This window comes from Burkholderia sp. NFPP32, from assembly GCF_900119325.1.
Classification (GTDB): domain Bacteria; phylum Pseudomonadota; class Gammaproteobacteria; order Burkholderiales; family Burkholderiaceae; genus Burkholderia; species Burkholderia pyrrocinia_C.
Map to the genome: position 1 here is coordinate 109,970 of NZ_FPJP01000007.1, position 14,957 is coordinate 124,926.

Genomic DNA, 14,957 nt, shown 5'->3' on the forward strand with positions numbered 1-14,957 from the left:
CTCCCATATACCGCAACTGCCTACACTGGCCCTGTCGTCCCACCGGAGCCTCGAATGACCCCGCTCACCCCTGCGCTGCCGCTCGCAACCGCCCGCCGCACGATCGAAGCGGCACTCGCGCACGCCGCGTCGCTGCAGGTCGCCGGTATCGCCATCGCGATCGTCGATGCCGGCGCGAACCTGCTCGCGTTCGTGCGCACCGACGACTGCTTTCTCGGCGCGATCGATCTCGCGCAGCGCAAGGCGCTGACGGCGGTCCGCTTCCGCGCATCGACCGGCTCGCTCGGCGCGATGTCGGGCGACGGCCCGCTGCGCGGCATCGAGCACAGTCACGGCGGGCTCGTCACGTTCGGCGGCGGCGAACCGCTCGTCGACGGCAACGGCCGCTGCGTCGGTGCCATCGGCGTCTCGGGCGGCAGCGTCGACGAAGACACCGCGATCGCCCGGCACTGCAGCGACCGCTTTCAGGCAACCTTTCACACCACAAGGTAGGAACATGGCACAGAAACGCATCCTCATCACCGGCGCAGGCACCGGCTTCGGCCGCGAAGTTGCGCTGCGGCTCGCCGAACGCGGTCACGACGTGACGGCCGGCGTGCGCGTCACGGCCGAGATCGACAGCCTGACGGCCGCCGCCGCGCAACGCGGCACCGCGCTGCGCGCCATCAAACTCGACGTCACGTCGGCCCACGACCGCGCCCGCGCGGCCGATCTCGACTTCGACGTGCTCGTGAACAACGCGGGCGTCGGCGAAGCCGGCGCGCTCGTCGACCTGCCGGTCGAAATCGTGCGCGAGCTGTTCGACGTCAACGTATTCGGGCCGCTCGAACTCACGCAGCAAATCGCGCGCGGCATGCTCGCGCGCCGGCACGGCAAGATCGTGTTCGTGTCGTCGATCGCGGGCCTGATCACGGGGCCGTTCACCGGCGCTTATTGCGCGTCGAAGCACGCGGTCGAATCGGTGGCCGAGGCGATGCACGCGGAACTGGCGCCGCACGGCATCCGCGTCGCGGTCGTGAACCCCGGCCCGTACAGCACCGGCTTCAACGACCGGATGATGGAAACGACACGGCGCTGGCACGATCCGGCTGTCCACACCGTGACGCCCGAGCGGTTGACGTTCCCGCTCGAACAGCACGACCCGGAGGAAATGATCGCGAAGATGGTCGACGTGATCGAAAACGACGGCGGCGCATTCCGCAACCTGCTGCCGCAGTCGTCGGAAGCGTTCGTGCGTGCCGAACAGGCGCGCGCGTGGGATCGGCAGCAGTGACGCAAGCTGTTGGCGGCCGACGAGTCACACCGCGTCCGTCATCGACCGCCATCCCGGCAGCCCGGACCGCCGCCGGCTGGCCGGCCACCGTGCCGGGACAGCCAGCCGGCACGGTCGCGTCAAGCCCCCCCGCCTGCGTTCAATACACGTCCCGCATATAGCGCCGCGCCTTCGCGAGCCGCGCGACGTAGTCGTTCGCGTCGTCGTCCGACATCCCGCCGTGCTCGGCGACGACCGCCTTCAGCGCCGTATCGACATCCTTCGCCATCCGCGACGCGTCGCCGCACACGTAGAAGTGCGCGCCTTCCTCCAGCCAGGCGAACAGCTCGGCGCCCTGCTCGCGCATCCGGTCCTGCACGTAGATCTTGTCGGCCTGGTCGCGCGAGAACGCCAGATCAAGCCGCGTCAGGAAGCCGCTGTCGTGCATCGCGCCCAGCTCGTCGCCGTAGTAGAAGTCGGTCTGCGCGTGCTGCTCGCCGAAGAACAGCCAGTTGCGCCCGCGCGCGCCGCGCGCCTGCCGCTCGTGCAGGAAGCCGCGGAACGGCGCGACGCCGGTGCCCGGGCCGACCATCACGATCGGCACGTCGCCGTTCACCGGCGGCCGGAAATGCGCGGACTTCTGCACGAACACGGGCACGCGGCCGTCATCCGCGCGATCGGCGAGGAACGTCGACGCAACGCCTTTGCGCGCGCGCCGGCCGTTGTGATAACGCACGGCCGACACGGTCAGGTGGATCTCGCCCCGGTGCGCGCTCGGGCTCGACGCGATCGAATAAAGGCGCGGCTGCAGCCGCTTCAGCATCCCGACCAGCTCCGTGCCCGACAGCTCGACCGGAAACTCGTGCAGCACGTCCGCAAGCTGTTGCCCCCACAACCATTGCTTCAGGTCGCCCTTGCGGTCGTCGCCGAGCAGCGATTTCAGCGCGCCGTTCGCGCTGCGCGACGCGATGAACGCGAGCGTGTCCGGATGCGGGCGCGTGATGTCGAAGTGGCGCGCGAGCGCATCGCCGAGCCGCACGTCGCCGACGCCCGCCACCGACACGGGCGCGTCGGCCTTCAGCGCGGTGACGGACAGCAGCTCGTCGACCAGCTCAGGGCAGTTGGTCGGCCACACGCCGAGCGCGTCGCCGGTTTCGTATTCGAGGTTCGCGCCTTCGGTCGACAGCGACACATAGCGCGTGTCCTTCGCGGCGCCCGGGCGGTTGAGCCGCAGGTTCGCGACGAGCTTCGACGGCGCCGGATGCGCCTTCGACGGCAGCAGCCCCGACGGGCTCATCCCGCCGGACGGCACCGCGTGCAACGCGGCATCGGCCTCCTTGATCCGCGCGACGACGCGTTCGAGCCACTGGTCGGCGTCGTGCTGGAATTCGACGTCGCAATCGACGCGCGCGCACAGCCGCGCCGCGCCGAGTTCCGCGAGCCGCGCGTCGAGCCGGCGGCCGTGGCCGCAGAACTGGTCGTAGTTGCGATCGCCGAACGCGAGCACCGCGAAGTGCACGCCGTCGAGGCGCGCGGCGCTGCCGGCCTGCAGCGCGTCCCAGAACTCGCTGCCGTTGTCGGGCGCATCGCCGTCGCCGAACGTGCTCGTCATCAGCAGCACGTATTGCGCGCCCGCGAGCGACGCGACCGGATAGTCGGACATGCACGCGGTGCGGATCTCGAAGCCCGCGTTCATCAGCTGCGTCGCGTAATCCTCGGTCAGCGATTCGATGTTGCCGGTCTGCGATGCCCACAGCAGCACGACCTTCGGGCGCGTGCGCACGATCCGCACGCCGCCGGTTGCAGCGGCATCGGCCGGTAGCGCAGGTGCCGCTGCAACCGGAGAACTCGCGGGCAGCGAACGGCTGAACAGGCCCGCGAGCATCCCGTCGAGCCAGAACCGCACCGGTGGCGTGAGCGGCGCGCCGGCCGGCAGCACGGGCACGCCGCCCTCGCGCCGGCCGGCGCTCGCCTTCAGCCCGCTGACGAGGCCGGCCACGTACAGCCGTTCCGTGTCGGTCAACGGCGGCGGCGCGAAGTCGGTCACGCCGAGCGCGGCCGCGAATGCATCGATGTCTGCCATGTCGGATTCCTGTGAAGCAGCGGCCTGCACCATCGCCGAAGCGGGCCGCGCGTCGTCGGCGCATGCGTCGGGCCGCACCGTCTCCTCGTCGGCGGACGCGAACGCGTCGGTCTCGACGCGCCGCAGCGCGACCGCGCAATATTTCAGTTCGGGTTGCTGCGATTCGGCATCGATCGCGTCGTTCGTCACCGCGTTGATGCACAGGTCGTCGCCGTACACGTCGTTCCAGTGCATCGGCGCGAAGCAGTTGCCGCGCCGCACGCGCTCGGTCACGACGGCCGGCAGCACCGCGCGGCCGCGCGCCGAGCGGATCTCGACGCTGTCCTTCGCGGCAATGCCGAGCGCGCTCGCATCGTCCGGGTGAAGTTCGACGAACGGGCGCGGGTTCAGCTTGTTCAGCATCGCGACCTTGCCCGTCTTCGTCATCGTGTGCCATTGATGCTGCAGCCGCCCGGTGTTCAGCACGATCGGGAACGTGTCGTCGGGCAGCTCGGCCGGATCGACGTGCGGCCGCGCGAAAAAGCATGCCTTGCCCGACGGCGTCGGGAACGCGAGATGCAGCGCAGCGCTCCCGTCGGCCGCCTTGCGCGGCGTCTGGCTCACGCCGTCGTTCAGGTAGCGGATCGGGTGCCGCTCGCGCGCGGTGCCCGGCGCGACCGGCCACTGCACCGGGCCGTCGCGCAGCGCCGCGTGGCTCGCGCCGCGCAGGTCGTAGCCCGTCGCCGGATTCGAGAAACGCACGATCTCGTCGAACACGTCGGCCGCCGACGCATAGTCGAACGCATCGCCGAAGCCCATCGCGCGCGCGACTTCCGCGACGATGCGCCAGTCGGGCAGCGCGTCGCCGGGCGGCGCGACCGCGGCACGCATCAGCGTCATGTTGCGTTCGGAGTTGATCATCACGCCGTCGCCCTCGGCCCACAGCGCGCCGGGCAGCAGGATGTCCGCGTAGCGGTTGGTCTCGGTGTCGAGGAACGCGTCCTGCGCGATCACGAGCTCCGCGGCCTGCAGCCCGGCGATCACGTTCTGCCGGTTCGGCACGGTCGCGACCGGGTTCGTGCAGACGATCCAGCACGCCTTGATGTCGCCGGCCGCCATCCGTGAGAACAGATCGACCGTCCCTTGCCCCGTCTCCTTGCGCAGCGTGCCGGCCGGCACGCGCCACAGGTTCTCGACGAAGCGCCGGTCGTCGTCGGACAGCACCGAGCGCTGGCCCGGCAGGCCGGCGCCCATGTAGCCCATCTCGCGCCCGCCCATCGCGTTCGGCTGGCCCGTCAGCGAGAACGGCCCGCTGCCGGGGCGGCAGATGCGGCCGGTCGCGAGATGCAGGTTGCAGATCGCGTTGGTGTTCCACACGCCGTGCGTGCTCTGGTTGAGCCCCATCGTCCAGCAGCTCATCCACTCCGGCGCATCGCCGATCCATTGCGCGGCCGTGCGCAGGTCGGCTTCCGCGAGCCCGGTGATTTCCGCGACGCGCTCGGGCGTGTAGTCGGCGAGGAACGCGGGCATCGCGTCCCAGCCTTCGGTGTATGCGTCGATGAACGCGGCGTCGGTGCGGCCGTTCGCGTGCAGCAGGTGCAGCAGCCCGTTCGTCAGCGCGAGATCCGTGCCGGGCCGGATCTGCAGGAACAGGTCGGCCTTGTCGGCCGTGCCGGTGCGGCGCGGATCGACGACGATCAGCTTCGCGCCGGCCTTCACGCGATCCATCATCCGCAGGAACAGGATCGGATGGCAGTCGGCCATGTTCGCGCCGATCACGAAGAACAGGTTCGCGCGATCGAAGTCCTGGTACGACCCGGGCGGGCCGTCCGCGCCGAGCGACTGCTTGTAGCCGGTGCTCGCGCTCGCCATGCAGAGGCGCGAGTTCGACTCGATGTTGTTGGTGCCGACGAAGCCCTTCGCGAGCTTGTTGACGAGGTATTGCGCCTCGATCGACATCTGCCCCGACACGTAGAACGACAGCGCGTCGGGGCCGTGCGCATCGAGCACCGCGCGCAGGCGGCGCGCGGTCTCGGCGATCGCGTCGCGCGCCGGCAGCGGCACGAGGTCGTCCTCGCGCGCGCGGCGCACGAACGCGCGGTCGAGCCGCCCGGAGCGGCGCAGCGCGACGTGCGCCGACGAACCCTTCGTGCACAGCCGCCCGAAGTTGGTCGGATGGTCGGCGTCGCCGGACACCTTGACGACTTCGCCATCCTCGACGTGCAGCACCATCCCGCAGCCGACGCCGCAGTACGGGCACACGCTCTTGACGGGGGTGGCGGTCATGCGCGCTCCTGGGCGGTCAGGCCGCGACCCACACGAAGCCGTCCTCGACCCGCGACGGATACGCGCTCACCGACTGCTCGGGCGCTTCGAGGCATTCGCCGGTGCGCAGGTCGAAATGCTGCTTGTACAGCGGCGATGCGACGACGACGCGCTCGCCGAGGCTGCCGATCAGCCCGCGCGACATCACGGCCGCCTGCGACACGGGATCGACGTTGTCGATCGCGAACACGCCGCCGTCGGCGTGCGCGACGTGAAACACCGCGACCTGCTCGCCGTTGACGAGTGCGCACACGCCGGTGTTCGGCACGATGTCGTCGAGCGGGCACACGCGGGTCCAGGACAGCGGAAGACGATCGTTCATGATGGGCTCCTTGGAAAAGACGCTGGTGTCGGTCAGGGTCAGACGGTTGCGGATTCGGTCACGGCCTGCGTCGCGCTTGCGGCGACGACGGGAATCGTCACGGGCTTGCCGCGCACGCGCTCGTCGGGCGTCGCGGGGCGAATCTGGCCGCGCGTCTCGACGAACGCGATGTTCGCGTCCGGCGCATCGCTGTTCACGAAGTGGCGGAAGCGCTTGCGCGTGTCGGGATCGGTGACGGCCTTCTTCCATTCGCACTCGTAGGTGTCGACCACGTGCTGCATGTCGGCTTCGAGTTCGGCCGCGATCCCGAGCTTGTCGTGCACGACGACGTCGATCAGGTAGTCGAGCCCGCCTTCGAGGTTGTCGCGCCACACGCTCGTGCGTTGCAGGCGGTCGGCCGTGCGCACGTAGAACATCAGGAAGCGGTCGATGTAGCGCATCAGCGTGGCGCGATCGAGGTCGGACGCGAGCAGCTCCGCGTGGCGCGGCTTCATCCCGCCGTTGCCGCACACGTACAGGTTCCAGCCCTTCTCGGTCGCGATGATCCCGACGTCCTTGCCCTGCGCTTCCGCGCACTCGCGCGTGCAGCCCGACACGCCGAACTTGATCTTGTGCGGCGCGCGCAGGCCCTTGTAGCGGTTCTCGAGTTCGATCGCGAGGCCGACCGAATCGTCGACGCCATAGCGGCACCACGTCGAGCCGACGCACGACTTCACGGTGCGCAGCGCCTTGCCGTACGCATGCCCCGATTCGAAGCCGGCCGCGATCAGCTCTTCCCAGATCGACGGCAACTGCTCGACGCGCGCGCCGAACAGGTCGACGCGCTGGCCGCCGGTGATCTTCGTATAGAGCCCGTACTTCCGCGCGACCTGGCCGACCGCGATCAGCCCTTCCGGCGTGACCTCGCCGCCCGGCATGCGCGGCACGACCGAATACGTGCCGTCGCGCTGGATGTTCGCGAGGTAGTAATCGTTCGAATCCTGCAGCCCCGCATGCTCCTTCTTCAGCACGAACTCGTTGAAGCACGATGCGAGAATGCCCGCGACCGCCGGCTTGCACACGTCGCAGCCGAGCCCGCGGCCGTGCTTCGCGAGCAGTTCGTCGAAGGTCTTGATGCCTTCGACGCGGACCAGGTGGAACAGCTCCTGGCGCGAATGCGGGAAGTGCTCGCAGATATGGTTGTTCACCGCGAGGCCCTGCTTCTTCATCTCGGCCTTCATGATCTGCGTGACGAGCGGCACGCAGCCGCCGCACGACGTGCCGGCGCCCGTGCACGACTTCAGCGCGCCGAGGCTGGTCGCGCCGTCGGCGACCGCCGTGCAGATCTGCGACTTCGACACGTTGTTGCACGAGCAGATCTGTGCGGCCGCAGGCAGCGCGTCGACGCCGATCGCCGGCTTCGCCGCGCCGTCCGACGACGGCAGGATCAGGAATTCGGGTGACTCCGGCAGCTCGATGCGGTTCAGCATCATCTGCAGCAGCGTGCCGTATTCGGCCGCGTCGCCGACCATCACCGCGCCGTGCAGGAACTTGCCGCAGTCGGACACCACGAGCTTCTTGTAGACCTGCCGGCGCTCGTCCGCGTACTGGTACGTGCGGCTGCCGGCCGTCGTGCCGTGCGCGTCGCCGATACTCGCGACGTCGACGCCCATCAGCTTCAGCTTCGTGCTCATGTCGGCGCCCGCGAACGCAGCCGCGACCGTGCCGTCAGCGCTGCCTGCGAGCTGCTTCGCGACCACGCGCGCCATGTCGTAGCCGGGTGCGACGAGGCCGTACACCATGCCGTTCCACGCCGCGCATTCGCCGATCGCGTAGATGTCGGCGTCGCTCGTGCGGCAAGCGTCGTCGATCGCGACGCCGCCGCGCGGGCCGATGTCGAGCCCGCATGCGCGCGCCAGCTCGTCGCGCGCGCGGATGCCGGCCGAGAACACGATCATGTCGGCGTCGAGATGCGTGCCGTCGGCGAACGCCATCCGGTGCGTGCCTTCCTCGCCATCGACGATCTCGAGCGTGTTCTTGCCCGTATGCACGGTCACGCCGAGCGCCTCGATCTTCGCGCGCAGCATCCGGCCGCCGCCGTCGTCGACCTGTACGGCCATCAGGCGCGGCGCGAATTCGACGACGTGCGTGTCGAGCCCCATGTCACGCAGCGCCTTCGCGCATTCGAGGCCGAGCAGCCCGCCGCCGACCACGACGCCGCGCTTCGCGTGCGTGCCGCATGCCTGCATCGCTTCGAGATCCTCGATCGTCCGGTACACGAAGCAGCCCGCACGATCATGCCCCGGCATCGGCGGCACGAACGGGCGCGAGCCCGTCGCGAGCACCAGCTTGTCGTACGCGAGCGTTTCGCCCGACGCGAGCGTGACCGTATGCGCGGCGCGGTCGATCGATGCGACGCGCGCATTCAGGCGCAGGTCGAATTGTGGATGACGCTCGAAGAAGCCGGGTTCGACGAGCGACAGGTCGTCCGCCGACTTGCCCGCGAAGAATTCGGACAGGTGCACGCGATCGTAGGCCGGACGCGGCTCCTCGCCGAGCACGGTGACCTGCAGCGCGTCCGTCGTGCCCGCTTCCGCCGCGACGCATTCGAGCAGCTTGTGGCCGACCATGCCGTGGCCGATGACGATGAGTCTCATGATGACGGTTCCTTCGGTCGATCAGTTCGCGGCGCTGCCCGCGGCCAGCGCGCGGTCGCGCAGCTCGGCCTCGCGTGCCTTGTGTTCTTCGGTGAAGCGCACGGCCATCGCGCACAGCGCGGTCGCGGTGACGGCCAGGCCCAGCAGGCTCAGCGTGTGCTGCACGTCGCCGACGCCCTTCAGCAGGAAGCTCGCGGCGACCGCGCCGACGTTGCCGCCCGCGCCGACGATCCCCGCGACGCCGCCGAGCGCCTTGCGGTCGATGAACGGCACCAGCGCGTAGGTCGCGCCGCAGGCCATGTGCGTGAACAGGCCGAAGGCCAGCATCGCGACGAGTGCGATGCCGACGCTTTGCGCATGCGAGAACCAGATCAGCCCGAGCCCTTCGCCGACGATCAGCGCGCACAGCAGCGCCGCGCGCACGTCGAGGCTACGGCGCGCGGCGATCTTGTCGGACAGCCAGCCGCCGAGCGCGCGGGCGAACAGCGCGAGCAGCCCGAACATGCCGACCGCGAAGCCCGCGTCCTTCAGCGACAGGCTGAAGTGATCGACGTAGTACAGCGCGGCGATGTTGTGGATGAACACCTCGACGCCGAAGCACGCGCCGTACGTGACGAACAGCATCCACACGCGATAGTTGCCGCACGCGGCGACGAAGCTCGCCCAGCCGCCCTTCTTGCCGCTGTCGATCGTCACGCCTTCCTTGCGCAGTGCGACGAAATCGCCTTGCGGGCAATCCTGCGTGAAGCGCCAGTACGCCCAGGCCATCACGAGCATCGCAACGCCCGGCACGACCAGCGCGATGCGCCACGACGAGCCTTCGCCGAAGCCGAGCATCAGGCCGGCGGCGACCAGCAGCGGCATCAGTGCCTGCGTCGCGCCCGCACCCGCATTGCCCCAGCCGGCCGTCGTCGCGTTCGCGGTGCCGACCACGTTCGGCGCGAACATCACCGACGTGTGGTACTGCGTGATCACGAAGCCCGCGCCGATCGCGCCGATGCCGAGCCGGCAGATCAGGAACGACCAGTAGTCGTGCGTGAACGACACGGCGAACACGGGAATCGCGCCGAACAGCAGCAGGCCGGCATAGATGCGGCGCGGGCCGAAGCGGTCGCACAGCGGGCCGACGAGCAGCCGCACGGCGATCGTCGCGGCCACCGCGGCGATGTTGATGTTGGCGACCTGTGCCGCCGTCAGATGAAATTCGCGTGCGATGAGCGGCATCAGCGGCGCGCATGCGAACCACGCGAAGAAGCACACGAAAAATGCCATCCACGTCAGGTGGAACGCGCGCATCGGCGCGGTGCGGAGGCTGAAGAGATCGATACGGGTAGCTTTGTCGGTCATGTCATCCGCCAAACGAAAAACGGCGTCCTGCGCACCCGGTCTCGTCGAGACCCGATGCGTAGGACGCCGTTGCCCATGAAGCCCGTTGCCGGGCGCGTATGTATTCGGTACTGCGGACGAATCGCCATTGACCCGTCCGAACCAGCTTATGCAAACGCCGTGCCATGTCGGCCCGAATCGCGCCGGCATCCCCGCTGCGCAAGGCTCGCCGGCCAGCATGCGCCGCGCTCCGGCACGCGGCGCACGATGCGCCGCGATGCAGCGAGGCACAGATGTGGTGCGCTGCAGCACTGTCGCCGTGCGACATCGCGGTGCGCGCTGACGGGGCACGATGCACGCCGGCGCGGCATCGCGTCTCTCCGCGCGCTGCGTGCGCATTCATGCACGCGGCCGTCGCGCCGCGCTCTCGCCGCGCATCGCGCCGGTTGGCCCGGATATTGCTGAAGCTCATGCATCACACCGGCAACGGCGCCGGTGGGCAGTTCCCGCAAAACCATGCCCGTCGATCACGGCGGGCCCGTCAGGACAACGGCGTCCCTCCCGTGCGCGGCACGGCCGGATGCCGGTATGTTTCTACCGCCCGCCGCCGCCGCGCAGACAACGCGCTATCGACGGCCGCACGCACGCGGCACTGGAACACGACATGACGACAGGCAAAGTCACCTTGCTGGGCGCCGGCCCCGGCGACCTCGATCTCCTCACGCTGAAGGCCGTCAAAGCACTGGCCGCCGCCGACGTGCTGCTGCTCGACGATCTCGTCGCGCCCGGCATCGCCGAACTCGCACCGCAGGCGCGCGTGATCCGCGTCGGCAAGCGCGGCGGCTGCCGCTCCACGCCGCAGGCGTTCATCGAGCGGCTGATGCGCCGCTACGCGCTGCGCGGCGCGCACGTGGTGCGCGTGAAGGGCGGCGACGCGCTGCTGTTCGGGCGGGCCGGCGAAGAGCTCGCGACGCTGCGCGCCGCCGCGATTCCCGTGGAGATCGTCAACGGCATCTCGTCGGGATTCGCGGCCGCCGCGAGCCTCGGCATCTCGCTCACGCACCGCGAGCACTGCCAGGGCGTCACGTTCGTCACCGCGCACCGCCAGGATCACGGCGAACCCGACTGGTCGCGGCTCGCGGCGACCGGCACCACGCTCGCGATCTACATGGGGATGAGCCGCGTCGACAGCATTGCGGCGGGCCTGCTCGCCGCGTTGCCGGCGTCGACGCCGGCCGCGGCCGTGCAATGGGCCGGCACGCCCGACGAACGGCGCTGGACCGGCACGCTCGGCGGCCTTGCGCGCGGCATCGACGAAGCGCGGCTCGGCAGCCCCGCCGTGATCCTCGTCGGCGGCGCGATCGGCGAGGCGGCCGTGCAGCACGAGGATGCCGCGCGGGATGCCGCGCGGGACGCCGCGCTGGCCCGGGCTGCGTAGCATGCGCTGCATCGCGCGGCGCCGGCCGCCTGCCTCTTCCGAATCCATTGGCCGCGTTCGCGCCGGCCGCCGGTCGCACACGCGCGGTATCGGAACCGCGTCCCGACTCGGCCGTCACATGCCGTTAGCGCGTCGCGCCGACCTTCCGCCGCTGCCGCTCGCCTCATGAGTTCGTCCGCCCTGCCCACCCGCCTGCGCGTGCTGCTCGTCACCGACACCGACAAGCCGATCGGCGAGCTCGGCGACGCGCTCGCGCGCCTCGGCTACGAGATGCTGAACGACGTCGCGACGCCCGCGCGCCTGCCGGCGGCCGTCGAGGAACAGCGCCCCGACGTCGTGATCATCGATACCGATTCGCCGTCGCGCGACACGCTCGAGCAGCTCGCGGTGATGAACGCGACCGCGCCGCGTCCCGTGCTGATGTTCAGCCACGACGGCGACCAGGCGCTGATCCGCGCGGCGGTCGGCGCGGGCGTCAGCGCGTATCTCGTCGAAGGATTGTCGGCCGAGCGCCTCGCGCCGATTCTCGAAGTCGCGCTCGCGCGCTTCTCGCACGACGATGCGCTGCGCCGCCGGCTCGCCGACGTCGAGCGCGAACTCGCGGAGCGCAAGCTGATCGACCGCGCGAAACGCGTGCTGATGGACCAGCGCAGGCTGTCCGAGCACGATGCGTATGCGGCGCTGCGCAAGCGCGCGATGGATCAGGGCCTGCGCATCGTCGACGTCGCGCGGCAATTGCTCGACGCGTCACCCCAGCCATGACCGCCATGAATACTTCGCCTCCCGCCGCGCCGGAACGCGCGCATCTTCGCCTCGGGTTCGTCGCGCTGAGCGACGCGGCCCCGCTGATCGTCGCGCAGCGCCTGAACCTCGGTGCGCCGCACGGCCTGACGCTCGAACTGAACCGCCAGCCGTCGTGGGCCGCCGTGCGCGACAAGCTGCTGAGCGGCGAGCTCGACGCCGCGCATGCGCTGTACGGGCTCGTCTGCGGGCTGCAGCTCGGCATCGGCGGCCCGCAGGCGGACATGGCCGCGCTGATGGTGCTGAACCGCAACGGCCAGGCCATCTCGTTCTCGCGCGGCCTCGCCGACGCGTACCGCGAGAGCGGCAGCGTGCGCGACGCGCTCGCGACGCTCGGCCGCAAGCCGCTGCTCGCGCAGACGTTCCCGACCGGCACGCACGCGATGTGGCTGAACCACTGGCTCGCATCGCACGGCGTCGATCCGCTGCGCGACGTGCGCAGCGTCGTGATCCCGCCGCCCGAGATGGTCGCCGCGCTCGCGAACGGCGAGCTCGACGGCTTCTGCGCGGGCGAGCCGTGGCATGCGGTCGCCGAAGCGTGCCACGCAGGCCGCACCGTCGCGGTCACGAGCGAGATCTGGCCCGATCATCCGGAGAAGGTGCTCGCGGCCCGACGCGACTTCGTCTCGCTGTATCCGGCAACCGCACGCGCGCTGATCCGCACGCTGATCGACGCGTGCGCGTGGCTCGACAGCGCCGCGCACCGGGTCGAGGCGGCCGACTGGCTCGCGTCGCCCGACGCGATCGGCGTACCGGCCCGGCTGATCGCACCGCGCCTGCTCGGCGACTACGGCGCGGGGCCGTTCGCCGAGCCGCCGCTGCCGATCCGCTTCCACGACGGCGGCGCCGTGAACCGGCCCGATCCGCTCGACGGCCGGTGGTTCCTGGCCCAATACCGGCGCTGGGGCATGCTCGACGGCCCGCGCGACGATGTGGCGATCGCCGCGGCGATCGCTCAGTCCGCGCTGTATGATGCTGCGGTCGCCGAAGGCGGCGCAGCGGGCCCGTCGCGGGCGTGATACGCGCCGCATGATGCAGTTGGCGCGCGCTCCAGGGCCGCGCCACGCCGATCCGGGCCCACCCGGCGGCTTCCGGCATGCGCCACACGGACGACACCGCATTGCCACTCCGTCCCCGATCCGATTCGATGTCGAAACGAACGCGCGCGCCGCTCGACGCGCTGCTCACCGAAATCCGCGCGTGCCGCGCATGCGAAGCCGACCTGCCGCTCGGTCCGCGGCCGGTCGTGCGCGCGCATCGCGACGCGCGGATCCTGATCGTCGGGCAGGCGCCGGGTGCGCGCGTCCATGCGAGCGGCATCCCGTGGAACGACGCGAGCGGCAAGCGGCTGCGCGGCTGGCTCGACGTCGATGCCGAGACCTTCTACGACGAGACGCGCTTCGCGATCGTGCCGATGGGGTTCTGCTATCCGGGCCGCGGCGCGAGCGGCGACAACCCGCCGCGCCCCGAATGCGCGCAACTGTGGATCGACCGGCTGGTTGCCGAGTTGCCGTCGGTCCGGCTGACGCTGCTGATCGGCCAGTACGCGCAGCGGCATTTCCTGCGCGAGTCGCGCAAGGCAACGCTGACCGACACCGTGCACGCATGGTGCGACTACGGCCCCGGCGTGCTGCCGCTGCCGCATCCGTCGCCGCGCAACCAGGCGTGGTTCAAGCACCATCCGTGGTTCGACGCCGACGTCGTGCCCGAACTGCGCCGCCGGGTCGCGCCGCTGGTTGCGGGTTGATCGCGCGGCCCGGCACATCCCCGCCCATCCCCGCCGCGCCCGGTTCGCTGTACCATCGCGGCTCAACCGCGTCACGAACCGCAGAATCCTTCATGCCATCCACCGCCCCGCCGCGCCTGTACGGGATGCCCGAACGCAGCGACCGGCTCGATTTCTACATCCGCGACCAGGCGTCGCGCCAGGCGATCACCGAGCCGCACCGGCACGCGTATTTCCAGATCCAGTTCAACCTCGGCGGCGACACCGAGCAGCGGATCGGCGGCGTCACGCGGCCGTTTCCGCGCGGCGCGCTCGCGTTCGTGCTGCCGCATCGCGAGCACCTGATCCCGCATCCGGAAGGCGCGCACTTCATCGTCATCAACTTCAGCCAGGCGTTCCTGCGCGCCGATCTCGACGTCGATCCGCTCGATCTCGAGGACGTGCCCGCGCACCGCTTTCCCGAGCTGACGCCGTTCCGCTTCCAGGAGCATCTCGACTTCATCCTGACCGGCGACACGTACGACGAAGCGCGGCGCCTCGCGCTGTGCATGCTCGACACCGATCGCGTGCGCACCTTCGGCTCGACCACGCTGCTGCGCGGCTACCTGCTGCAACTGATCGGCCTCGTCTGCACGCAGTACGCGGGCGCGCTCGACAAGCTCGCGCAGCGCGGCGCCCAGCGCGCGGGCCGGCGCGATGCGCTCGCGCGCGTGCTGCGGCACGTGCGTGCGAACCTGACCCGCGAGGACCTGACGCTCACCGCGACCGCCGAGGCCGCATTCCTGTCGCCGAACTACCTCGCGCACCTGGTCCGCAAGGAAACCGGCAGCACCTTCACCGATCTCGTAACCGAGCGCCGGATCGCGCTCGCGCAATCGCTGCTGGCCCACACGAGCCGGCGCATCGCGGACATCGCGCGCTCGGTCGGCTTTCGCGACGAAGGGTATTTCGCGCGGCGCTTCCGCGCGCGGGTCGGCGTGTCGCCGAAGGCGTACCGCGACGCAAACGCCGCGTTGCCGGACGGCGACGACGCACCCGCCGCCGCCGACGCGTAGTTTTGTCCCGGTAA

General features: G+C 70.3%; 11 protein-coding genes. 7 read left to right on the forward strand and 4 right to left on the reverse strand.

The features are described 5' to 3' along the window. The first annotated feature begins 54 nt into the window (after positions 1–54). Positions 55–492, forward strand: a complete 438-nt coding sequence (locus BT264_RS16130; protein WP_072438701.1) for a GlcG/HbpS family heme-binding protein — start codon at positions 55–57, stop codon at positions 490–492. 4 nt (positions 493–496) lie between these two features. After that, complete coding sequence (locus BT264_RS16135; protein WP_072438703.1) at positions 497–1,273, forward strand: SDR family oxidoreductase; 777 nt, start codon at positions 497–499, stop codon at positions 1,271–1,273. A gap of 139 nt (positions 1,274–1,412) precedes the next feature. Here the strand turns inward: BT264_RS16135 and BT264_RS16140 are convergent, their stop codons facing one another. Genes BT264_RS16140 through BT264_RS16155 form a run of 4 tightly spaced genes read right to left on the reverse strand, consistent with a single transcriptional unit; the run spans position 1,413 to position 9,944 of the window. Further along, positions 1,413–5,600 carry a bifunctional nitrate reductase/sulfite reductase flavoprotein subunit alpha gene (locus tag BT264_RS16140; protein ID WP_072438705.1) on the reverse strand — a complete coding sequence of 1,396 codons (4,188 nt, stop codon included), beginning with the start codon at positions 5,598–5,600 and terminating at the stop codon, positions 1,413–1,415. 16 nt (positions 5,601–5,616) lie between these two features. Further along, positions 5,617–5,961: a nitrite reductase small subunit NirD gene (gene nirD / locus BT264_RS16145; protein ID WP_065501817.1), complete on the reverse strand. Its 345-nt coding sequence runs from the start codon at positions 5,959–5,961 to the stop codon at positions 5,617–5,619. Positions 5,962–5,999: 38 nt separating this feature from the next. Then, positions 6,000–8,597, reverse strand: a complete 2,598-nt coding sequence (gene nirB / locus BT264_RS16150) for a nitrite reductase large subunit NirB (protein WP_072438707.1) — start codon at positions 8,595–8,597, stop codon at positions 6,000–6,002. Positions 8,598–8,618: 21 nt separating this feature from the next. Further along, a complete protein-coding gene (locus tag BT264_RS16155) occupies positions 8,619–9,944 on the reverse strand; it encodes an MFS transporter (protein WP_072438709.1) in 1,326 nt (441 codons plus the stop codon). Positions 9,945–10,587: 643 nt separating this feature from the next. On the opposite strand from BT264_RS16155, the gene cobA reads away from it, so the two are divergent. From cobA to BT264_RS16185, 5 genes are all read left to right on the forward strand, one after another. Continuing rightward, entirely contained in the window at positions 10,588–11,361 is a 774-nt protein-coding gene (cobA, locus tag BT264_RS16165) for a uroporphyrinogen-III C-methyltransferase (protein WP_072438711.1), read from the forward strand. 165 nt (positions 11,362–11,526) lie between these two features. Continuing rightward, on the forward strand, positions 11,527–12,123 hold the full coding sequence (locus BT264_RS16170) for an ANTAR domain-containing response regulator (protein WP_034180215.1): 597 nt from the start codon (positions 11,527–11,529) through the stop codon (positions 12,121–12,123). A gap of 5 nt (positions 12,124–12,128) precedes the next feature. Further along, complete coding sequence (locus tag BT264_RS16175) at positions 12,129–13,181, forward strand: CmpA/NrtA family ABC transporter substrate-binding protein (RefSeq protein WP_072439077.1); 1,053 nt, start codon at positions 12,129–12,131, stop codon at positions 13,179–13,181. 128 nt (positions 13,182–13,309) lie between these two features. Then, the gene (locus BT264_RS16180; protein WP_072438713.1) at positions 13,310–13,909 is read left to right on the forward strand and encodes a uracil-DNA glycosylase family protein; all 600 of its coding nucleotides are present in this window, start codon (positions 13,310–13,312) and stop codon (positions 13,907–13,909) included. Between the two features lie 92 nt (positions 13,910–14,001). Continuing rightward, positions 14,002–14,943: a helix-turn-helix transcriptional regulator gene (locus tag BT264_RS16185; protein WP_072438715.1), complete on the forward strand. Its 942-nt coding sequence runs from the start codon at positions 14,002–14,004 to the stop codon at positions 14,941–14,943. The last annotated feature ends 14 nt before the right edge of the window (positions 14,944–14,957 follow it).

Coding starts and splice junctions, on each gene's coding strand:
- BT264_RS16130 (WP_072438701.1), top strand. CDS start 55: ATGACCCCGCTCACCCCTGCGCTGCCGCTCGCAACCGCCCGCCGCACG.
- BT264_RS16135 (WP_072438703.1), top strand. CDS start 497: ATGGCACAGAAACGCATCCTCATCACCGGCGCAGGCACCGGCTTCGGC.
- BT264_RS16140 (WP_072438705.1), bottom strand. CDS start 5,600: ATGACCGCCACCCCCGTCAAGAGCGTGTGCCCGTACTGCGGCGTCGGC.
- nirD (WP_065501817.1), bottom strand. CDS start 5,961: ATGAACGATCGTCTTCCGCTGTCCTGGACCCGCGTGTGCCCGCTCGAC.
- nirB (WP_072438707.1), bottom strand. CDS start 8,597: ATGAGACTCATCGTCATCGGCCACGGCATGGTCGGCCACAAGCTGCTC.
- BT264_RS16155 (WP_072438709.1), bottom strand. CDS start 9,944: ATGACCGACAAAGCTACCCGTATCGATCTCTTCAGCCTCCGCACCGCG.
- cobA (WP_072438711.1), top strand. CDS start 10,588: ATGACGACAGGCAAAGTCACCTTGCTGGGCGCCGGCCCCGGCGACCTC.
- BT264_RS16170 (WP_034180215.1), top strand. CDS start 11,527: ATGAGTTCGTCCGCCCTGCCCACCCGCCTGCGCGTGCTGCTCGTCACC.
- BT264_RS16175 (WP_072439077.1), top strand. CDS start 12,129: ATGAATACTTCGCCTCCCGCCGCGCCGGAACGCGCGCATCTTCGCCTC.
- BT264_RS16180 (WP_072438713.1), top strand. CDS start 13,310: ATGTCGAAACGAACGCGCGCGCCGCTCGACGCGCTGCTCACCGAAATC.
- BT264_RS16185 (WP_072438715.1), top strand. CDS start 14,002: ATGCCATCCACCGCCCCGCCGCGCCTGTACGGGATGCCCGAACGCAGC.